15 protein-coding genes and 1 tRNA gene are annotated in these 21143 nt (G+C 44.3%); 1 reads left to right on the top strand and 15 read right to left on the bottom strand.

The window, feature by feature from the left end; genetic code table 11:
* Nucleotides 1–36: 36 nt before the first annotated feature.
* The 3 genes from CIK90_RS02075 to CIK90_RS02065 all read right to left on the bottom strand — a co-directional run bounded on the left by CIK90_RS02075 (nucleotide 37) and on the right by CIK90_RS02065 (nucleotide 3068).
* Nucleotides 37–1518, bottom strand: a complete 1482-nt coding sequence (locus CIK90_RS02075) for a thiol-activated cytolysin family protein (RefSeq protein ID WP_158216013.1) — start codon at nucleotides 1516–1518, stop codon at nucleotides 37–39.
* Nucleotides 1519–1520: 2 nt separating this feature from the next.
* Nucleotides 1521–2549, bottom strand: coding sequence for a thiol-activated cytolysin family protein (locus CIK90_RS02070; RefSeq protein WP_094464218.1), 1029 nt, complete (start codon nucleotides 2547–2549; stop codon nucleotides 1521–1523).
* Nucleotides 2550–2660: 111 nt separating this feature from the next.
* A complete protein-coding gene (locus CIK90_RS02065) occupies nucleotides 2661–3068 on the bottom strand; it encodes a hypothetical protein (RefSeq protein ID WP_094464217.1) in 408 nt (135 codons plus the stop codon).
* Nucleotides 3069–3442: 374 nt separating this feature from the next.
* On the opposite strand from CIK90_RS02065, the gene CIK90_RS02060 reads away from it, so the two are divergent.
* Nucleotides 3443–5125 carry a tetratricopeptide repeat protein gene (locus tag CIK90_RS02060; RefSeq protein ID WP_094464216.1) on the top strand — a complete coding sequence of 561 codons (1683 nt, stop codon included), beginning with the start codon at nucleotides 3443–3445 and terminating at the stop codon, nucleotides 5123–5125.
* Nucleotides 5126–5391: 266 nt separating this feature from the next.
* On the opposite strand, the gene CIK90_RS02055 is transcribed toward CIK90_RS02060, so the two are convergent.
* From CIK90_RS02055 to tig, 12 genes are all read right to left on the bottom strand, one after another.
* Nucleotides 5392–5469, bottom strand: a tRNA-Val gene (locus CIK90_RS02055).
* 55 nt (nucleotides 5470–5524) lie between these two features.
* Complete coding sequence (locus CIK90_RS02050) at nucleotides 5525–6706, bottom strand: OmpA family protein (RefSeq protein ID WP_094464215.1); 1182 nt, start codon at nucleotides 6704–6706, stop codon at nucleotides 5525–5527.
* Nucleotides 6707–6869: 163 nt separating this feature from the next.
* Nucleotides 6870–8732, bottom strand: a complete 1863-nt coding sequence (gene mutL, locus CIK90_RS02045) for a DNA mismatch repair endonuclease MutL (protein ID WP_094439556.1) — start codon at nucleotides 8730–8732, stop codon at nucleotides 6870–6872.
* Nucleotides 8729–10375 carry an OstA-like protein gene (locus tag CIK90_RS02040; protein ID WP_094464214.1) on the bottom strand — a complete coding sequence of 549 codons (1647 nt, stop codon included), beginning with the start codon at nucleotides 10373–10375 and terminating at the stop codon, nucleotides 8729–8731. The genes mutL and CIK90_RS02040 overlap by 4 nt, the downstream gene beginning before the upstream one ends.
* A complete protein-coding gene (locus CIK90_RS02035) occupies nucleotides 10372–11745 on the bottom strand; it encodes a peptidylprolyl isomerase (protein ID WP_094464213.1) in 1374 nt (457 codons plus the stop codon). Before CIK90_RS02035 ends, CIK90_RS02040 begins: the two co-directional genes overlap by 4 nt.
* Nucleotides 11742–12899: a peptidylprolyl isomerase gene (locus tag CIK90_RS02030; protein WP_094464212.1), complete on the bottom strand. Its 1158-nt coding sequence runs from the start codon at nucleotides 12897–12899 to the stop codon at nucleotides 11742–11744. The genes CIK90_RS02035 and CIK90_RS02030 overlap by 4 nt, the downstream gene beginning before the upstream one ends.
* Before the next feature lies 1 nt (nucleotide 12900).
* Complete coding sequence (gene guaB / locus CIK90_RS02025) at nucleotides 12901–14382, bottom strand: IMP dehydrogenase (RefSeq protein WP_094464211.1); 1482 nt, start codon at nucleotides 14380–14382, stop codon at nucleotides 12901–12903.
* 123 nt (nucleotides 14383–14505) lie between these two features.
* Nucleotides 14506–15561 (bottom strand): hypothetical protein, encoded by a 1056-nt coding sequence (locus tag CIK90_RS02020; protein ID WP_144007195.1) that lies wholly within the window; start codon nucleotides 15559–15561, stop codon nucleotides 14506–14508.
* Nucleotides 15562–15575: 14 nt separating this feature from the next.
* Nucleotides 15576–17756 (bottom strand): DNA helicase RecQ, encoded by a 2181-nt coding sequence (recQ, locus tag CIK90_RS02015; RefSeq protein WP_094439566.1) that lies wholly within the window; start codon nucleotides 17754–17756, stop codon nucleotides 15576–15578.
* Nucleotides 17757–17764: 8 nt separating this feature from the next.
* The gene (gene clpX / locus CIK90_RS02010) at nucleotides 17765–18979 is read right to left on the bottom strand and encodes an ATP-dependent Clp protease ATP-binding subunit ClpX (RefSeq protein ID WP_094389511.1); all 1215 of its coding nucleotides are present in this window, start codon (nucleotides 18977–18979) and stop codon (nucleotides 17765–17767) included.
* On the bottom strand, nucleotides 18976–19644 hold the full coding sequence (clpP, locus tag CIK90_RS02005) for an ATP-dependent Clp endopeptidase proteolytic subunit ClpP (RefSeq protein WP_094389526.1): 669 nt from the start codon (nucleotides 19642–19644) through the stop codon (nucleotides 18976–18978). The genes clpX and clpP overlap by 4 nt, the downstream gene beginning before the upstream one ends.
* A gap of 123 nt (nucleotides 19645–19767) precedes the next feature.
* A complete protein-coding gene (tig, locus tag CIK90_RS02000; RefSeq protein ID WP_094389510.1) occupies nucleotides 19768–21132 on the bottom strand; it encodes a trigger factor in 1365 nt (454 codons plus the stop codon).
* Nucleotides 21133–21143 lie beyond the last annotated feature (11 nt).

The raw sequence follows: 21143 nt of genomic DNA, 5'->3' as shown, positions 1-21143 counted from the left end.
TTCATCATTCTTAAATACTATTTATTTGTTTGTTATCTATTTAGGGATTGAGATAATATTCAATAATTTGTAATCGGGACTGTCAAGCAACTTCACGTCTGTATATTTTTCCCAGATAACGTCCGTCTCACTCTCCCCCCTACCTGCAGGATGAGTATGGGTCGCAGCTTGATAGGAGTTGTACGAGAACAACGGCATGAAAGTTTCATAACCAGCATTAGAATACTCAAGAACATAAGTCGTATCTCTAAAATTTTTCGGAGCATTATCGTACTTAACGTCAAACTTAAACTTGAATTTAACTTTAGGATGCGCGATTGTAGGCACCTTTGCTTGATTTGCATAGAATTTCATCGAATACTCATGCCCGTGCCTATAAGCGGACTTTGTATATTTGTCTATGATATCCACATAAAGTGGCTCACGGCGTATATTATACTTGAACTTTATTTTTGCCAAAGAATTGTCTGCAACATTTGCAAACGAGCAGAAGATAGGTACACCTGGCTGTTCTTTAGAAAACTGACCTTTGGTGATGTGATCTACGAATCCTGTGAACCCATTAAAACTCTGAACGGCTGTAGTTCCATTACCACCAATTAGATAAACTTTAAAGTCGCACCCATTTAAAAAGTTTTGTTCCTCCTGCGTCATATAAGAACTACCTTTGGTGAGAAGTGTATGGAAGGAGTTTTGAATCATCCTCTTTGCATAACTTGCCTCTTCATTAGTTTCTAGCGTTAAAAGTCCAAAACGACCATAGGTAATAGAGTTAATATACACCGCAGAGTCCATGAGTTGCGCAGGCACATTTGCATACGGAATGCTTGGTGTATCCATAACAGCCGTAAAACTGCTCTGCCAAAACTTCAAATAAATACCTGTTGCTTTGTTAATATGATGCTCTATGCCACTGCTAGACGAGGACGACCCCCAAAACAAAAAGCTGGTATTTACATTACTTCCGAAAGCAGACTTAAGCTCATTGTACGATGTAAACTGCTCTATCGAAAATAAGAACTCATCATTCTGCTTGAAAGATAACTTCGGAATTTGCTGCTTAATGTATGACGTGTACGCAGAATAGGAGGGATTACCTATCATGCTAGACTCTGCTCCCATCAGGGTCAACGAAACTGTCACAGGCTTCTTAACTCCAGAAATAGGTCTATATGTACAATCTGCGACAGAACTTCTATACAATACATTTCCAAGCCACACATGAGGATTATACTCTGGCAACACTACTGTCTCATTAGTAGAGACATCTTTCTCTACCGTAAAATAATCATCAACAGAGCGAGTAACACTTTTAAGTCCATTACTATAATTAAAAAGTGTGGAGTCTTCATCCAACAAATTAAATGGATTTCGACTTGTACTGATTGAAACCACATAATCATCAGGATGATGATATTTTATCGGTACCAGTCCTAAATAGTTTTCTGTTTCATCAGTACAACTGGTGAACGGAAATATAAATAGAAAAGAAAAAAATAAATATTTCGAAAAACTCATAATCATCTATTATCTGTATTAAATTGTAAAGCATATGCAGAATTATCATCAACTCTATTAACTGTGCAGAAGATAGGCCGTCCCGGTACGTCTTTGGTAAACGTTCCACCATTGACAATAAAATTAGTAAATTCATCAAAGCCCTTAATGGTTTTCACAACATCTTCTCCATTACCACCTCTAATCCAAATACGGACATCTGCCTCTTCAAGCAACTTTTTAGCTTTTGCATCCATAGAGATTTCGCCATTCACCTTCTTTATATTCAAAGCCATCTTGAAGGCTGATTTGACTGCATTATACGATGAGTCGCTCTCAATAGAAATTATTGCCATTCTACCATAGGTTACACTGTTAACATACACAGCATTCGGGTATCTTGACAGTTTTGTATTGTCGCTAAAAATATTGCCATCATCAGGATAGTCAATTACTCCATCAAAGTTTTTTTGGCACACACGCGCAAAAAGCCCCGTCTTATGCTGAATATGATTGGATTCGTAGCTACCCTCAATCTTTAAGATTGAGCAGATATCTACATTTGCTCCAAAAGCCAATTTCATCTCACTATATTTCGAGAACTGTTTCAAATCATACTCAAACTCCTCAATTTGCAGACCAGAAAAATCTTCATCGTTTAACGCCTTTTTAAACTCTTTCATATAATTTATATAGTTTGCTTGCTGAAGCTTACCAATATAGAAACTCGGAACAGTGAAGACAAGTCCTAAAGGATCAGTTTTCTCTAATATAGGCATCATCTTACCATTGTTAAGCTCGTCGCCCTTTAATATCAGGCCTGTATAAATATTTTTTACACCAACAGGCACAAATTCATAGCTTTCATTTACCGAACGAGTACTAGTATTCGGATGATATGATTCGTCCCATTCGCCACCAATTGGATTCCGAACATACTTATTATCAGTTTTTAATACTTCGCTTTCATATTCATCTGTTGTACAAGATGAAATAAAAAGCACAGATAAAAGTCCCATTATTAGGGACATTGGAAATATGAACCTTTTCATTGCATAATTATTTTTTTGCCTACTCTAAAAGCTTATCGGCTTTCGCTCCTTTTATACAGTTATGGTCTGTCTTTATTATTCCGGAATTAAACTAAAATTTTCAAATGTCGCTTATTCACATATCACAAATGTACCCATAAAAACACATCCATTATACACTACAACAAAATTATATGAGCCTTTGTCACAAGAGTCTAACGTTATACAATAGTTGTTATTGCCATTAGCATACAAGATGTCTTGTGATATTAAATCTTTGCTATCGTTATATATAAAATAAGGATACTCTCCTTCTACAAACGATGTTACAAGCAATTGTTTACTGTCCTCATCATAGTACACAGTTAGTGGAATACTATAATTAGCTGGTGCTTTAGTAGGACGATGACTATTTCCCAACAATGGTTTTTGTTGACATTGGAGAGTCACTGGACACAAAGAGGTTGTTGCTGACCACATCGCAATACTTTGCAATGCGAAAACAAACATGATTGCCAATAATTTGATTTTTAAATTCATAAAGTTAGTTTTGTTGTTTGTATTTTCTGGGTACAAAGATACAAACCTTTATTCATGTATAAAAATGTTCCATGTTTCTTTGTGTTTCCAACAAATGTTAAAATACGAAGAAACAATGCCAAGTATCTACAACTACGTAGAATTCAACACGAAAGAACGGTTTTAAAAGAAAGACACGAAACATATCAAATCAATAAAAGAGAAACATCGAGAAACAATTGTTGCAAAAAATTGGTGTTTTGCTCTATTTTTTCTACCTTTACACCCATAAATCAAGATTCAAGATGAGTATAGTAAGATCCATTGTTTATGTTCTGTACATAATAAGCATTTTTGCGTTGCCCTCTTGCTCCAAAGAAGACTCTTTGGAAGAAATGGAGAGAATTAAAATTATAGGCGACAAGAACCCTATAAAAGCACTTGCAATGTTAGATTCTCTAAAGATTGGAATCAGAAAAGAGAATAACTATGTCAAGAACAAATATGATTTATTACAAATCAGACTGAACGACAAAGCAGACAACATACCCAATTCAGATATTATGATCAAACATCTAATTGGCTATTTTGAGGACAAGGGATCTATGCTTGAAAAGCAGGAGGTGACCTACTATGCCGGCAGCGTATATCGTGATTTACGGGACACTCCACGCGCATTGGGATATTTTCTCAAATCCACCGAATATGCAAAAAACGGAAACAATTGTGATTCTATCATGTTGCGCAATGCCTACTCCAATCTAAATGACCTCTATTATAAAGTGCAAAATTATAATGATGCAGCAAAAATGGCACAAGAGGAACTAAAAATCGCCCAACAAACAAGAACAAATACTATAACTCCATATCTGCATTTAGGCACAGCATATATTGCATTAAATAAAACTAAAGAAGCTTGTGATGCTTTTGATGGTGCTTTTGAAGTGATAACTCATTCTGGAGATATCTCAAAACATCAGAGTGACCTGCTCTATCTGTTGTGTGACTATTCAGTTTTAATGCAACACTCAAAAGCGAAAAAATGTTTCTCCTTAATAAAATACACCCCATTAAATGAGTTCTCAGATTTTCCTTGTATGGCATTTGCCAAATACTACGAGTTGTGCAATAAGACAGATTCTGTTATCTTTTATTGCAAACTCTTACTTGACAAAGGAACTGACATATACAACATGTATGATGCCTCGAAACTTTTATATCAAATATACAGCGACAGAGGGGATATAAATAACGCAGAACACTACGCGAGAGCTTATATGCAGTTTAGTGATTCCATGGATTTTGGAAAGCGTCAGGAACTTTCTGCAACAGTCAACAATGAATTTCAGTATCATCTTGACCAGAAAAAAGAGCAAACGCTCAAAGATGAGAAAGAACAATATAAGAATACGCTTGCCATTGTTGTCCTGACTACTATATTGCTTGCATGTGTAGCCTATATCATGTATGTAAGAAGACACAATAGACATCTGCAACAGATGATTTCTCTTTCGACAGAACTGCAACGTGTTGCCACTGGTGAGCAGCAACTTCGCAAAGACATCGAAATGAAAGAAGAAGAACTTGAGGAATCGAAAAAGTCACTCAAAAAATCATCCAACGAACTCAGCAACATCAAACTTGAACTGAAGCGTATGAACGAGGAATTGGCTGAGTACAGCGAGGCTCTGAAAGCTAAAGAACGACAGTTGTCGGAGAAAATAGATCAGAACACAACATTCATCAAACTGCTACACCAATCAGAAATGGAGAGTAATGCCGAGGATGTCATCTACGCTATCAGACAATCGAGCGAGGGCAAGAAGAATATGACAAGCGCGGACTGGAAACGACTCTACCAAGCTGTAGATGAACTCTATCCTGAGTTTAACGTGTCACTCATACGAAAACTTGGTAACATCACAGAACAACACATGCAGGTGTACTACCTCATGCGTATCGGCCTCTCAAAGCATCAGATATTAGACATGACCCATCTCTCGCGCGTCACTATCTGGCGATGGGCAAAGAATTACAATTCTATAGTTAATAGTGATGATGCAACAACAACAGAATAAAAACACCCGATATACTCCACCAAATCAAGATGGATTGAACGCGCAAGCACAACATAATTATAGTTTTCAATAAATTTTTTGTTTTCATGTGCGCACGCGCGTACATTATAATATTGTTAGGCGATGACTTTGTGTTTGCCGATATGCACGCAGACAACTCGCTGCGCCACTGGCAAAGACAAACAGAAACGATATAATCATCATGGTCGATAGGAAGCAACAGGCAGAAGAAAAAAGAAATCGGATTCCCAAAGATTGGAACCCGATGGTGGGCGCTGAGGGATTCGAACCCCCGACCCTCTGCTTGTAAGGCAGATGCTCTAAACCAGCTGAGCTAAGCGCCCTTAAAAAACCCGGAGGATGAAAACCTCCGGGATTGAAGTCTATCGTTCGTTGAAATTATTTGATTTCAACAGTAGCACGACGGTTGTAAGATACAGGTGAGAGAGTATTTACACCACCAGCACTAACAACTTCGATGTTGTCGCGGCTTACGCCCATGTTAACGAGAGCGTCAGCAACGGTCTGAGCACGCTTCTCTGAAAGGTTCTTGTTGAATGCAGCGCTACCAGTCTTGCTATCAGCGTAACCAGTTACAACAATCTTAGCGTTGTTAGCCTTTGCTGCTTCAGCAACAGCCTTAACATTCTGGAGGTCCTTCTTAGAAGCAACCTTAGCCTTACCAATGTTGAAGAATACTGATACAGGAGCAGAAACCACCTTAGTAACTGCTGATACAGGAGCTACAGACTGCTGCTGCTTCTGCTCTGCGAGCATATCCTTCAGACGGTTGTTCTCTGACTGAGCGTCAGCAAGCTGAGCGTTCAGAGCATCGATCTGACCCTGTGAGAGAGCCTTGATAGCCTCTACGTCTGGAGTCTTGTTGAAGGTTGCCTTACCAAGGTTGTAGGTCAAACCAACTTCAACGTTCAGAGTACGGTCGTGGTTAGCTACGAGACCCTTGAATGAACGAGCGTCGTAAGGTTTAGCACCGGGGAGCGAACCCTCGAAACCATCGTAGTCTGAAGTACCAAGCATGTAGTTAACGTCGAGGTTAACAGCCCACTTGTTGTTGATCTTGAATTCGTTCAGGATACCGATACCTGCTACAGGAGCATAGCAGTTAGCGCTCATGTTACGGTTAACACCTACGCTTGCGTAAGGAATGAAGTCCCAAACACGGCTCTCGTTGTAACCCAGCAGCATGTTGCTGAGGTTGAACATTACCTGCTCGCTGAGAGTCCAGTATTTGTTAGCATTGGTTTTCTTGTTCTCAGAAACGACTGTACGACCCCAAGCACCGTTGAACTTAGTGCGGAGACCGAGACCAGGAGTGAACCACTTACCAACAGCTACAGAGAAGCCAAGGTTGTTGCGGAAACCCTTGAGAGGGCTCTTTGAGAAATTGTTACCTACTTCCTGGTTACCCCAAAATGCAGTACCAGCAACGTTAGCCTGTACGAACCAGTTGCTCCAGAATGAATTAGTAGAAACGCTGAACTTTTCAGTAGGATCAGCATTCTGTGCCATTGAGGCAGCAGAAACACCGGCAAAAGCCAGTACCATTAATAACTTTTTCATACCTATTTAATTAAATATACGTTATATACTTCTATGAATTGTTGTGCAAAATTAAACATTTATTTTGAATCCACAAACTTTTTTATTAGTATTTTGAGTTTTTTGTTGCAAAAATTGATATTTTTTTAGTCTTTCCCCCATTTCCGCCTTACATTATTATATATTAGCCCAAAAGTTGCTCTATATCGCGCTGGGGGAGAATGCACAGTATGGCTTTGCCATCAGGGGTATAATTGACATTGGAACAGGCGAACAATTGATTGACAACTGCCTCCATTTCCTCATTGCTCAACACCTGTCCTTGCGGTATGGCAGCATGGCGCGCCATGCTCAGCGCGAGGGCGGCATGGATGGCATCGGTCTGAGTAGCACCTTTTTCTATAGCATCACTTACCATGTCGCATAGCAATTGCACGCTGTCGAGACCTTCAAGACCGGCGGGAATGGCATTGATGGCATAGGAATACTGTCCCAGATCGGAGAGTTCAAAACCTATAGCTTCCAGTTCGGGCAGTATCTTTTGGAGCATGACAGCATCGGAGGGTGAGAAACGTGCCACTTCAGGAAAGAGCACGCGCTGGTTTGATGCCTGATGGGTGCGCAACTGTTCCATATATTGCTCATAACGAATTCGCACGTCAGCACGATACTGGTCGATTATCATCAGTCCCGATTTGACAGCAGTCATGATAAATCTGCCTTTGTACTGATAGTGCATCGGCGACTTGTCTTCGATGACAGCACGACTGCCCTGTCCTTCAAGTTCCTGTGTCCCGTGTGTAATCTTGTTGGAAGTGATCAGTTCTTCGGCATCATCCTGCGATGTTGGGAAAAGTTCTGGAGCAACAGGTTTCTGTGTAGGCAGATTGCCATAGAGTTGTTCCCATCCTTCCATTCTTGTCGGTTTGGCTGTTTGCTGACGGAATGGATTATAGTCAGGATTAAAGTTCAGAGTGGGTGGAGCCACCTGTTCATCGGGATTGAATACCGGGATATCAGGGCGTCCTTCGGTGTCAAAGTCTATCTGTGTGAGTTCGCAGAACTTGCCGATAGCATCCTTTACCGCAGCGGTAAGAATCTGCCAAATGGCTTGTTCGTTATCAAACTTGATTTCTGTCTTTGTCGGATGGATATTTACATCTATGTCGGCGGGGTTAACTTCGAAATAGATAAAATAGGGTACCTGCATGCCTATAGGCACTAAGCGTTCGTAAGCCTGCATGACTGCCTTATGGAAATAAGGATGCTTCATGAAGCGGCCATTGACAAAAAAGTAGTTGTGGGCACCTTTTTTGCGCGCAGACTCAGGTTTCCCCACATAGCCCGAAACTTTGCAGATGGCAGTTTCTACCTCCAAGGGCAACACATCCTGACTATAGCGTTTGCCAAAGACATCGCTGATACGCTGGCGTACAGAGCCTGCACGAAGGTTCATCAGCTCTTGTCCGTTACTATGGAGTGTGAAGTTGATTTCAGGATATACCAATACTATACGCTCAAAAGCGGTGAGGATATTGCTAAGTTCGGTAGCGTTGGTCTTCAAAAACTTGCGGCGGGCAGGCACATTATAGAAAAGATTGTCAACCTTGAAATTGCTTCCCACTGGGCAGCTGACCGACTCCTGTCCTTCTACTTTTGAACCGTAGATGGTAAGACAAGTACCCAGTTCGTCGGCTGCAGTACGAGTACGCAGTTCTACCTGAGACACGGCAGCAATCGAAGGGAGTGCCTCGCCACGAAATCCCATGGTGGTTAGCGCAAAGAGGTCGTCGGCCTTGCGAATCTTCGAAGTGGCATGACGCTCAAAAGCGAGACGTGCATCGGTTTCAGACATGCCTTTACCATCATCGACAACCTGTATCGACGTGCGACCGGCATCAACCACCAGTACACTAATGGTGTGTGCACCGGCATCTACCGCATTTTCTACAAGTTCCTTGATGACCGATGCCGGACGCTGAATAACCTCTCCGGCTGCAATCTGGTTGGCCACAGAATCTGGCAGCAACTGTATTACATCACTCATTTCGGTCCTCCTTCCGCCTTCTTTACCGAAGCAGGTGCTGTGCGACGCACTTGCTCTTTCAACTCCTGTCCTTCTTTCTTTCCGCGCCAGTTGAAGATGTCGTCGCGGTTGAGTGGACGGATATAATCAAACCAAGCATAGCCTGGCAAGAAATATTTCGAAGGTGGTATCTGCGTCATGGGATAGAGCACTCCTGTTGGTTTCTCCATCCATATCTTCTTCATCTTGCGTTTTTCAAGGAACATACGCAGTTTGGGTGTCTCGGTATAGTTGAGTCCTATTAGGGTGCTGTCGGAATCATCCATCGGATAATAAACGATCAGCACATTACCCGTAGCATTGGTTTCATACACTTCACCCTTGTTGAAGAGTGCCATCATCTCTTTCGACGACACTTGGTTGAAGTGTACCGAATCGGCAAGTTGTTCTACAGAGAATGCCTGTCCCACCACATGTACATGGTCGATGGTAGAGTCTTTCATATAGGCACGTATCTCCTCACCAAAGAGTTGTTGGCCGTTGTTCCATACGATAGGGTCACGATACATCGTCATACATGAATCTTGGGAATTATACACCAACGAGTCACATACCGCCTGCACATCGACACGATAGGCGCGCACCTTATTGTAGGCATGGATTTTACGATAGACCGAGTCGGTATTGATATTGAACGTAAACACCTTGAAGGTATCGGCATGCATATAAAGAGAATCGCGCTGCGAATAATCGATGGCAACAGCACGATTGGTGGTCATGGCATAGCCCGTCTCTTCATTGTATTCACAATAGTCGCCAGTCATCTTGTTTTTATTGACGGAATCAACATAGACTACATTACTATAGGCATGGCTGAGTCCGTTCTTACTGTCATAATAAACGCTATCGCCCACCAACGAGCGGCCTTTATCTTTCATGACCGAACGACCAAACAGTTCTGACATCTCGGTCTTGGTATTGTAGTAGCCGTCCTCACTATAGATATGACTACTGCCCGATGTTATATTCGACGGTCCCACGATATGTGCACGTGAGAGACGGGTATCGTAGAAGAGAGAATCGGTTGTCAGATAGAACTTCTTGTTGCGCAGGCGTACATCATAATAAAACATCGCCATCTTCGAGTCGGTATGGTACTCACCCCAATCGCTGGTCAGCGTAGAACCATTATCCACGAGTTTTCCACCTTCGAAGAAGTTGCCGAAACTATACATGCGGTCATAATCCAAACTATCGGTATAGAGTGTTGTCTTGCGATGTTTCAGCACCACATTATATCGCGCTTGTGCAATCTGCTCGTTACCATCATAGTAAGCATAGTCGCTGGTAAGGCTCAGCGTGTCGCCCTGCACCATGCGCACATGACCGAAAGCTTCGAAAGAGTTGGTCTGCTGGAAGAAATTGGCACTGTCGCAATAAAGATTGGCGCCAACATGACGGAAATGAACATGTCCCGTAAGGACCTGGGCATCACCATTCTGATACTGGTTATAACGCAGTTCGTCGGCATGTACCAGATAAACACGCTTGTCGTGAGCCGTTTTATGATTTTTTGCTGTACGTTTACGCACAGGCTGCATAGCACCTATCAGGCCAATACCCAACAGGCAAAGCATAAAGATGGCAACAGCACGGAGTTTCATCGTATCCAACCCTGATATTCAAAATCACAATCCAGATAACGGTCATTGATACGGACGTAGGTGTTTTTGATCTTTTCCACCACCCACTGATGAATCTTCTCTTGGCGCAATTTCTCCAGCACAACATTCTTCATCACCTGAAAATCTTCGGTAATGGTGGCTTTATGACCTTCGCTGCGATTCTTCAGTTTGACGATGGCACATACTGTACGACCGTTTTTCATCATCTGGAATGGTTTGGTAACTTCCCCGATCTTCAATCCATCGATGGCACGAGCCACTTCAGCAGGAAGATCTTGCAGTTGGAAACGTGAAGTACGTGTGCCCATGTCATCGTGGAACATCACACCTTTGTTGCTACGGGTATCTTTATCGTCAGAGAGCACAGAGGCAGCCTGATCAAAGGTAAACTTCGCATCAGCAATATTGGTACGCAGAGAATCGAGTTGGCTCAACGACTTCTCAATAGCCTCGTTACTAACAACAGGGCGACGGAGAATATGACGAACATTGGCTTTCTCACCACGTTTCTCTATCAACTGGATAATATGGAATCCAAATTCAGACTCCACAATCTTCGAGACTTTCTTCGGATCAGTCAGGTTGAAAGCCACAGCAGCAAAGGCTGGATCGAGTTCCATACGCGACATGAATCCCAGTTCACCACCACGACGTGCACTTTCTGGATCTTCAGAATAGAGACGTGCCAGCGTTTGGAACGAAGCATCGCCACGGTTGATACGGTCAGTATAGTCGCGGAGTTCACCTTTCACACGGTTGATCTCTTCCTGTGACACACGAGGAGTTTGTGTGATAATCTGCACTTCCACCTCGGTGGGAACAAAAGGAATACTGTCTGTTGGCAGATCCTTGAAGTAGCGGCGCACTTCTGCAGGGGTCACGGCAATATCCTTGACCAGTTGCTGCTTCATTTCCTCTACCATTTGGTTTTCACGATAAGAGTCACGCAGTTCGTTGCGAATCTGTGTCATCGTCTTTTTGTGATACTCTTCCAACTTCTCACGAGATCCGACAACAGAAATCATATAGTCTATCTGGCGGTCAACACCTGCACTAATCTGTGCATCGGTCACCTCGATACTGTCAATGGCAGCCTGATGCAAGAACAGTTTCTGTACAGCTATCTGTTCGGGAATGGCACAGTCAGGATTGCCTGTCCAATGCACTCCCTGCTGCAGGGCCTGCATGCGCATGGCTTCGACATCTGACTTCAGGATAGCCTCATCGCCCACAACCCAGATGACTTCATCTACTGTGCTTTGCGCATTGATACTGTCTTTGTCAGTTTTTGCCTGCATGGCTGTACTTGCCAATGCCAGCATAGCAAATAATATACTGCGAATGCTCATATTCTGTGATGTTTGTTTATTGTTTTTAATACATCTTTATTTATTGTAACCGGATATTTTTCCTTCAAATCTGATATCCAGTGTTTCTCCATTTCAGTACACAAATCGGCTACCACCTGTTCTTCTACTTCAACATAGCTTTTAGGCTTGAAACCTTTCCTGCGATACTTCTTCTTGTTTTTCTTGAAATACCGAGCCATGGCAGTCTTGTCGGTAGCTGCCTGCCGGGCAAGCGATTTCTCTGACAACACGCAGAGCAGTAATCCTTCATAGATGTCGTCAGAAACTGTGGGTAGCGATGCGGTCGTCATTGGTGAAATGGGGCTATTGCCCATATTCGATTCCCGTTCTGCTGATGGCAGACTCGCTTGAATCGGCGATGACGAGATGCCACGCACCATAGACAGCCTTTTCTGTTCTGCTGCCTGCCATTGTTGCAGTTCTGCAAACTTATCGGCAGTTCGTCTGTCGTTAAGCAACAGGATATGATAACCATCGGCAGTAAGGAATGGGCGGCTATAGGTTCCTGGTTGAAGTGTGAAGGCATTGTCTTCCATCTCCTTAAGCAACTGGTTGCGACCATACCATCCCATCAGTCCGCCATTTGCAGCAGAGGCTTTATCCTGTGATACTTGTCGAGCCAACACAGCGAAATCAGCACCTTGTCGCAAAGCATTATAGATGGAGTCTGCCCGTTTGATGGCTTGTTGTAATTCATAACGTTGTCCACGCTGGCGCACCTTCAGATAAATATGCGACAAGCAGACCACTTCGTTATTCATCCCATTGCCGCAGCTTTGGACTATCCGCCTAAGGTCTTCTCCGGTCAAACTACCAGAGGCATTTGCGGTTGTCGATGCAGGCAGACTGTTAGTCGCACAAGCGGCAAGCATGCTTTTAAACATCGACGTTGTGTCAAGGCGCGACTCCCTGGCAGCCTTTACTCTCAACTTATAGTTGATATAAGACTCCAGAAAGTCATCGACCTTACACGGCGCACCAACACGGGCGCCACATATTTTACTATATGCTTGTACAAACTCCGAACGTTTCACGGCAGTTTCACCCACCATCAGAAGCGTAGGGTCATTCTGTGCCCGCACCATCATGGTGCTTGGCAGCAACATGAGTGCAAGCAACAGTCTTTGTATCATCTTAATCGTTGGGGCGTGAATAGTTTGGAGCCTCACTTGTAATGGTGATATCGTGTGGATGGCTCTCGTTCACACCAGCATTGGTGATGCGAGTGAACTTAGCGTCATGCAATTTCTCGATAGTTGGAGCACCGCAATAGCCCATACCAGAACGCAGTCCACCTACCATCTGATAGATAACTTCCTGTACAGTTCCCTTATAAGGAACGCGTCCGGCAATTCCCTCTGGTACAAGTTTCTTGGTATCTTTGGTATCTGCCTGGAAGTAACGGTCCTTAGATCCGTGTTCCATGGCTTCGAGTGAACCCATACCACGATAGCTCTTAAACTTACGGCCATTATAGATAATAGTGTCGCCGGGGCTTTCTTCTGTACCTGCTACCAGCGAACCAATCATCACGCAAGAACCACCGGCTGCCAATGCCTTAACGATATCGCCAGAATAGCGGAGACCACCGTCAGCAATCAAAGGTACACCTGTGCCCTGCAAGGCCTGGTAAACATCATATACTGCGCTCAACTGGGGTACGCCGACACCTGCGACAACACGTGTGGTACAGATGGAACCCGGACCGATACCGACCTTAACAGCATCTGCGCCATTCTCCACCAACATTTTGGCGGCAGCTCCGGTAGCGATATTACCTACTACGATGTCAATATTGGGGAACGAAGCCTTAGCCTCGCGCAGTTTTTCGATAACGCTCTTAGAATGTCCATGGGCAGTATCAATCACAATGGCGTCAACACCAGCATTGACAAGTGCCTGCATACGGTCGAGGGTATCAACGGTAACACCTACACCTGCAGCTACACGCAGACGACCTTTATCATCTTTGCAAGCCATGGGTTTATCCTTTGCCTTGGTAATATCCTTATAAGTAATGAGGCCTACCAAGTGGTTGTCTTTATCAACAACGGGGAGTTTCTCAATCTTATTTTCCTGCAAGATTTGTGCAGCAGCAATCAAGTCGGTCTGCTGGTGGGTTGTCACCAGATTCTCTTTCGACATCACCTCGTCGATAGTACGATCCAAGCGACGCTCAAAGCGCAGGTCACGATTGGTCACGATACCTACGAGATAATTGTTTTCATCTACAACAGGAATACCACCGATATGATATTCAGCCATCAAGGCCAAGGCATCCTGCACCGTAGATCCACGACGGATGGTAACAGGATCATAGATCATACCGTTCTCAGCACGCTTGACGATAGCCACCTCGCGAGCTTGGTTATCTATCGGCATGTTTTTGTGGATAACACCGATACCGCCTTCACGTGCAATGGCAATCGCCATCTGACTTTCGGTCACGGTATCCATAGCTGCTGTCACGAAAGGAACATTCAGCTGGATGTTACGCGAGAACTTGGTTTTCAACTCTACCGTCTTAGGCAACACTTCCGAATAAGCGGGAATCAGGAGGACGTCGTCAAATGTAAGGCCGTCCATCACAATTTTGTCTGCAATAAATGATGACATAAATAACTCCTTAAAATTTTATTGCGTGCAAAATTACTCATTTTTTCCGATACCTACAAGCGTTTCACCGATTATTAATACGATTTAACGCAGTATAGTATCAATCGTTGAAATGAGTAAGTATCAGCGCACTCGTACAACAACCTGGCCGTTTTTGTTTGTGGCAACGGCAATCTTCACACGTCCTTGCTGATAGTTGACCTTATCGGTTGTGGTATAACCGTAAGTCTGCAAGTCGCAACGTACCGCATCGAGGTCATCGTTGGCAGTAATGACAAATGCCGTATAGTTTTTCTTAGAACGCGTGAAAACCACATTTGAGTGATAATCGCCAATGGTCAGGGTGGCCTGTGGCGACTTCATCTGGTTCATCTTACCAATCGAATAATCATAGGATGCCAAGAGAGTCTTGGCCGACACTAAGGTGCGGTTTTTGGTCAGGAAGAATACCAATCCCACCAGATCGGTATGTTTCAGCGGTTCTGCCAATCCGTTTGTCAAGACGCGTGGCTTGGCTTCGTATTCACGGTCTTCCATTTCCTGATAGGCCATCGCATAAGCCTTTGCGTCGTCTATGGTAATACCGATAGTATATGACTGTCCCACTCCCGAACTCTCATAATGGAGTGTGGTGGTTCCCAGTCTGCTGATGATGGTATAGGCCTCGTCTCCCCGATCCACATATCCTTGTCCATATACTTTGGCAAGTTGTTGTTTGAGATGCAGGAAGCGTCCTTGCACATCCTTTTTGGTAGGATAGACAGCAACTCCCTCCACATCAACGGCAAATACCCGTTCGGTGTCTTCTGAAGTATAAAGTGTTACGCGAGCTTTTGCACCATACACGTCTCCTTCATAGACATAAGTCTTTGCCGTTTGGTTTCCCTCGGCTTTACGTTCCGTAAATCCTTGTTCCAACAGTTGTTTTTCAAAGCGTTCAGCCTTGATTCCCAATGGTATTCCGAGGAAAGCGTTGCGGTTGTTGGAATTATCGGCAAAGGTTGTCACATCGGCAAGTGCCTGTTGGGCATCGTCGTCAATACCATCTTTTCCCACTTTAGCTTTCCGCTCTGTACGCGCTTTTTTCTTAAACATTTTCTTTAAGAACTGCGCATCAGCAGGCTGCGCCATCAGCAATAGTGCAGCCAGAGCCATAAGATATGTCGTTGTCCTTTTCATAACCATTGGCAGTATTAGTTGGCCATTTCGCTAATAAACTTGATGCGCACCAGTCTGATTTCATCTTCCGAGCACTCAGAACCCAGTTCGTCAATAGCCGCATCGAGCGAGTCTGTATCGCTTTCAGCAAAATAGTCATAAATATCGTCAATATGGTCTTCGTCCATCACCTCATCGAGGAAATAGTCGATATTCAGTCGTGTACCACTATATACGATAGCCTCCACCTCGTCGAGCAGTTCGCTAAAGTCCAAGCCTTGTGCATTGGCAATATCGTCAAGCGCCACTTGTCTGTCGATGGCCTGAATGATTTTCACTTTCAGCATCGACTTCTTAGCAACGGTACGCACGCGCAGGTCAGCCTGTCGTGTGATGTCGTTCTCTTTACAGTATTTGGCGATCAGATCTACGAACTCCTTTGCATAAGGCTGTTTCACCTTTCCTTCTCCTACACCTTGTATGTTTTTGAGTTCTTCCAACGTGATAGGATAATCGGTAGCCATCTGTTCGATGCTTACATCCTGGAATATCACATAAGGTGGACGCTCCATTTTCTTGGCAACCTTTTTGCGCAAGTCCTTCAGCATGATGCTGAGCGTAGGATCGAGCGCAGTCATAGTTCCATCGTGTTCCGAAGCGTTCTCGTAGTCTTCGTCAAAGTCTTTATCCTCTACAATCATAAATGATTCTGGTTTCTTTAAGAATTTCTTTCCGGCAGCTGTTATTTTCAGCAAGCCATAGTTTTCCACATCTTTCTTTATGAATCCTGCTATCAGAGCCTGCCTGATAACGGGATTCCACAATTTCTCATCCATATCCTCGCCCGCACCAAACAGTTCGTTGTTTTGATGCTTATGCGCCAATATCTCCTCTGTTTCCTTTCCGGTAATAAAGTCGATGACATAGTCAGAACGGAAGTTTTCCTTGATGGTAATCACCGTATTGAGCAGGATTACCAGCTGTTCCTGTGCCTCTATCTTGGTTTTCGGATGCAGACAGTTGTCACAGTTCTGACAGTTGTCCTTGGGATATATTTCACCGAAATAATGGAGTAGCATCTTGCGTCGGCACACAGAAGTCTCGGCATAGGCTGCTGTTTCCTGCAACAGTTGTCTGCCAATATCCTGTTCTGCCACGGGTTTGCCTTCCATAAACTTATCCAGCTTCTGCAAGTCTTTTTTCGAATAGAAAGCGATGCAGACGCCTTCTCCTCCATCTCGACCTGCGCGTCCTGTTTCCTGATAGTATCCTTCCAACGACTTAGGGATGTCGTAATGGATGACAAAGCGGACATCTGGCTTATCGATACCCATTCCGAAGGCTATCGTAGCCACGATAACATCTGTTTTTTCCATCAAGAAGTCATCCTGCGTCTGCGAGCGCAAAGCCGATTCAAGTCCGGCATGATAAGCCTGTGCCTTGATATCGTTGGCGCGTAGGATTTCCGCCAATTCTTCTACTTTCTTGCGCGAGAGACAATAGATGATGCCGCTTTTACCTGGATGTTGTTTAATGAACTTAATGATGTCCTTATCCACATCCTTGGTTTTGTTTCTTACCTCATAATAGAGGTTCGGGCGGTTGAACGAGCTTTTGAATTCTGTAGCATCGCTCATGCCGAGATTCTTCTTGATATCAGTACGCACTTTGTCTGTTGCCGTAGCGGTAAGTGCGATGATGGGTGCCTCACCAATCTGGTTGATGATGGGTCGTATGCGACGGTATTCGGGTCGGAAGTCGTGACCCCATTCGGAGATACAGTGGGCTTCGTCTATTGCATAGAAAGAAATCTTTGTCTTTTTGAGAAAGTTGACATTATCCTCTTTGGTCAACGATTCCGGTGCCACATAGAGCAGTTTAGTCTTTCCGGAACGAATGTCGGCCTTCACCTGGTCTATCGCTGCTTTGTTGAGCGATGAGTTGAGATAATGTGCGGTACCCTCTTCACTCATCATACTGATGGCATCCACTTGATTTTTCATCAGAGCTATCAATGGTGAGATGACAATCGCTGTTCCTTCCATCAGCAGGGAAGGCAATTGGTAGCAAAGGGATTTGCCACCTCCTGTAGGCATCAGCACAAAGGTATCGTTGCCATCCAGTAGATTTTGGATGATGCGCTCTTGGTCACCTTTAAATTGGCTGAAGCCAAAAAACTGTTTGAGTGCTTGGGTAAGATTAACTTTCATTGCAATAGGCTTAATTACTGTAAATGCGATTTATCGAGTTGCTGTTGTGCGTACTCTGCAGTCACTTCAAAGGATTTGGCGCGTTTGGAAGGCACTTCAAACATGGCGTCCATCATAATAGACTCCACGATAGAGCGTAGTCCACGTGCACCGAGTTTGTACTCCATCGCCTTATCGACGATGAGTTTGAGGGCTTCTGGGGCAAATGTCAGTTTGATGCCGTCCATATCAAACAGTTTCTCATACTGCTTGATGATGGAGTTTTTGGGTTCCACCAATATTTTCTCCAGCGCGTCGCGATCGAGCGGATTGAGATAAGTCAGCACCGGCAGACGTCCGATGATTTCCGGAATCAGTCCGAACGATTTCAAGTCTTGGGGCAGAATATACTTCATCAGGTCGCCCTTGTCTATCTTGCGTACATTCTGTACCGAGTTGTAACCCACGACATGGGTATTGAGTCGTTGCGCAATCTTGCGTTCAATGCCGTCGAAGGCTCCTCCACATATAAAGAGGATATTGCGAGTATCCACATGGATGTATTCCTGGTCAGGATGTTTGCGTCCGCCCTGTGGTGGCACGTTAACCATTGTTCCCTCCAACAGTTTGAGCAGTCCCTGTTGCACACCTTCGCCACTCACGTCGCGTGTGATGCTGGGGTTGTCGCTCTTTCTGGCAATTTTATCTATCTCGTCGATAAAGACAATACCACGCTCGGCAGCCTCCACGTTATAGTCAGCCACTTGCAGCAGGCGTGAGAGGATACTCTCTACATCCTCGCCCACATAGCCGGCTTCGGTAAATACGGTAGCATCGACGATGGTAAAGGGCACGTCAAGCAGTTTGGCGATGGTGCGTGCCAGCAAGGTCTTACCGGTTCCGGTAGATCCCACCATGATGATGTTGCTTTTCTCGATTTCGACTCCGTTCTCATCTACAGGCTGTTGCAGTCGTTTGTAGTGGTTATATACTGCTACGGAGAGGAAGCGCTTGGCCTCATCCTGACCTATAATATATTCATCGAGATACTTTTTTATCTCTTTGGGTTTAGGAACTTTCTTGAGTTCCGGAACGGCTTGTTTCTTTTTCGCGTCCTTATCGAATCCGTTAGCCTGCAACACCTGATAGGCCTGAGTCACGCAGTCGCTACAGATACATCCATGGAGACCTGTTATCAACAGGGGGACTTCACGTTCGGTGCGTCCGCAGAAATTACATTGTTTCTTCATGCCTTTCTGACCAGTATTTCATCTATCATACCATACTCTTTGGCCTCTTCTGCTGTCATCCAGTAGTTACGGTCAGAATCGTTCCACACCTTATCAAATGGTGTGTGTGAATGGTTGGAGATGATAGTATAGAGTTCTTTCTTGAATTTCATGATTTCTCTGGCCTCGATTTCAATATCCGATGCCTGTCCCTGTACTCCACCCAGTGGCTGATGAATCATCACACGGCTATGGGGAAGCGCCGAGCGTTTGCCTTCTGCTCCAGCCACGAGCAACACGGCTGCCATTGATGCTGCCATACCTGTGCAGATGGTGGCTACGTCGGAAGTAATAAACTGCATGGTGTCGTAGATGCCGAGGCCTGCTGTTACGCTTCCGCCTGGTGAGTTGAGGTAAATACTGATATCCTTGCCGCTATCTACTGAGTCGAGATAGAGCAGCTGTGCCTGTAGTGTATTGGCAGTATAGTCGTCAATCTGTGTACCGAGGAAGATGATGCGATCCATCATCAGTCGTGAGAATACGTCCATCTGGGTAACGTTCAGTTGACGTTCTTCCAAGATATAGGGGTTCAGATACTGTGCCTGTGCGCTCACCACTTCGTCGAGTACGAGACCGTTAATACCTAAATGCTTAGTAGCATATTTTCTAAAATCGTTGTTCATCATTCTTTGGTTTTGAAACAAAAAAGCGAGGTTACCAACCCTTTTTGCGTATATTATAAATACAAAATTACGAAAAAAGTTGGTAACCTCGCAATATTCATGAGGTTTTTTTCTTAAAAATGCTTATTTCTCTTGCAGCATCTTCTGAAAGTCTTCCATTGAAATCTCTTTCTCGTTGAGTTTCACAACATTCTTCAGAGCGTCGATGAGCTTCAGGTCAACGGCACGATCTACGAGTCCATCTACGTTTTCACGCTTTTTCAGCATCTCTGTAGCGTAGTTGTCGAGATATTCCTCTGGAATATTTGCCATTCCGTATTGTGCGAACTGTGCGCGAGCGGCCTCCTTGGCTACATTCTTGATGTCTGCATCGTCAACCTTGATGTTCTGAGCGGCAACGAGCTGCTCTTTGATAAGGTGCCATTCGAGTTCGTTGATGCTGGCCTCGAAGTTTTTTTCTACAAACTCCTCGCCCTTGTCCTTGTTGTTATTGAACATCACGCGCTTGAGCAGAGCCTCTGGGAATTCGAGCTTACCAACCTTCTTCTCCATGTGCTTGCGTACGTCGAGCAGGAACTTATAGTCTGAATCAGACTTGAACTGCTCGCTAATCTGCTCGCTAATCTTCTGACGGAATTCTTTTTCGTCTTTCACATTACCCTCGCCGAAAACCTGATCGAAGAGTGTCTGATTAACCTCTGCCTTTGTGAAGCGTGAGATTTCAGTTACCTGATAGGTAAAGTCTCCTGTGTGCTGAGCAACTTCCTCTTTCTTGATTTTGAGGAGAGAAGAAACCTCTGCGTCGTTTTCAGGATAGGCCTGACGGGGATTCCAAGTGATGATATCACCCAGTTTAGCACCATCGAAAAGCTTCTTCTGGTCTTCTACCTTGATGTACTGAGGCATAAGAGAAACGTCGGCAATGGTAATTCCATTTTCCTTAACGTTTCCGTTCTCGTCGAGTTCGCGCAGGTCGCCCTTGAGCAAATCGCGCTGTTCTGCGTCATACTGCTCTGCCTTCTCGTAGTTACCAGAACGCTGCTGATACATTTCCACCTGCTGGTCGATCAGTTTGTCGTCAACGGTGATGTTGTAGTAGTCAACTTTATCCTTGCCAGAGAGGGCTGCCTTGAATTCGGGAGCTACGGCAATATCGAACATGAACTCCAATGGCTCATCGCTTTCGAAGTTGAGTTCCTTCTGTTTGTCGCTGTTGAGGGGTTCGCCGAGCATCTGTATTTTGTTTTCGCGAACATACTTGTAGAGTTCCTCACCCAACATTTTGTTTACCACGTCAACCTTAACGGCAGTACCATACTGACGTTTGATCATACCCATAGGAGTCTGACCAGGGCGGAATCCGGGTACATTAGCGCGTTTGCGATAATCTTTCAGAGTCTTCTCGACTTCTGCTTGATAGTCTTCTTTCTCCAATACGATGGTCATCAAACCATTGATTTTGTCAGGAGCTTCAAATGAAATATTCATCTCTTCTTATA

It is taken from the genome of Prevotella sp. P5-126 (genome assembly GCF_002251185.1).
In the GTDB taxonomy this organism is placed as follows: Bacteria; Bacteroidota; Bacteroidia; order Bacteroidales; family Bacteroidaceae; genus Prevotella.
The sequence above is the reverse complement of the archived record's forward strand: the minus strand, read 5'-3'. Positions and strand labels throughout refer to the sequence as shown.

Coding starts and splice junctions, on each gene's coding strand:
- CIK90_RS02075 (WP_158216013.1), bottom strand. CDS start 1,518: ATGAGTTTTTCGAAATATTTATTTTTTTCTTTTCTATTTATATTTCCG.
- CIK90_RS02070 (WP_094464218.1), bottom strand. CDS start 2,549: ATGAAAAGGTTCATATTTCCAATGTCCCTAATAATGGGACTTTTATCT.
- CIK90_RS02065 (WP_094464217.1), bottom strand. CDS start 3,068: ATGAATTTAAAAATCAAATTATTGGCAATCATGTTTGTTTTCGCATTG.
- CIK90_RS02060 (WP_094464216.1), top strand. CDS start 3,443: ATGGAGAGAATTAAAATTATAGGCGACAAGAACCCTATAAAAGCACTT.
- CIK90_RS02050 (WP_094464215.1), bottom strand. CDS start 6,706: ATGAAAAAGTTATTAATGGTACTGGCTTTTGCCGGTGTTTCTGCTGCC.
- mutL (WP_094439556.1), bottom strand. CDS start 8,732: ATGAGTGATGTAATACAGTTGCTGCCAGATTCTGTGGCCAACCAGATT.
- CIK90_RS02040 (WP_094464214.1), bottom strand. CDS start 10,375: ATGAAACTCCGTGCTGTTGCCATCTTTATGCTTTGCCTGTTGGGTATT.
- CIK90_RS02035 (WP_094464213.1), bottom strand. CDS start 11,745: ATGAGCATTCGCAGTATATTATTTGCTATGCTGGCATTGGCAAGTACA.
- CIK90_RS02030 (WP_094464212.1), bottom strand. CDS start 12,899: ATGATACAAAGACTGTTGCTTGCACTCATGTTGCTGCCAAGCACCATG.
- guaB (WP_094464211.1), bottom strand. CDS start 14,382: ATGTCATCATTTATTGCAGACAAAATTGTGATGGACGGCCTTACATTT.
- CIK90_RS02020 (WP_144007195.1), bottom strand. CDS start 15,561: ATGAAAAGGACAACGACATATCTTATGGCTCTGGCTGCACTATTGCTG.
- clpX (WP_094389511.1), bottom strand. CDS start 18,979: ATGAAGAAACAATGTAATTTCTGCGGACGCACCGAACGTGAAGTCCCC.
- clpP (WP_094389526.1), bottom strand. CDS start 19,644: ATGAACAACGATTTTAGAAAATATGCTACTAAGCATTTAGGTATTAAC.
- tig (WP_094389510.1), bottom strand. CDS start 21,132: ATGAATATTTCATTTGAAGCTCCTGACAAAATCAATGGTTTGATGACC.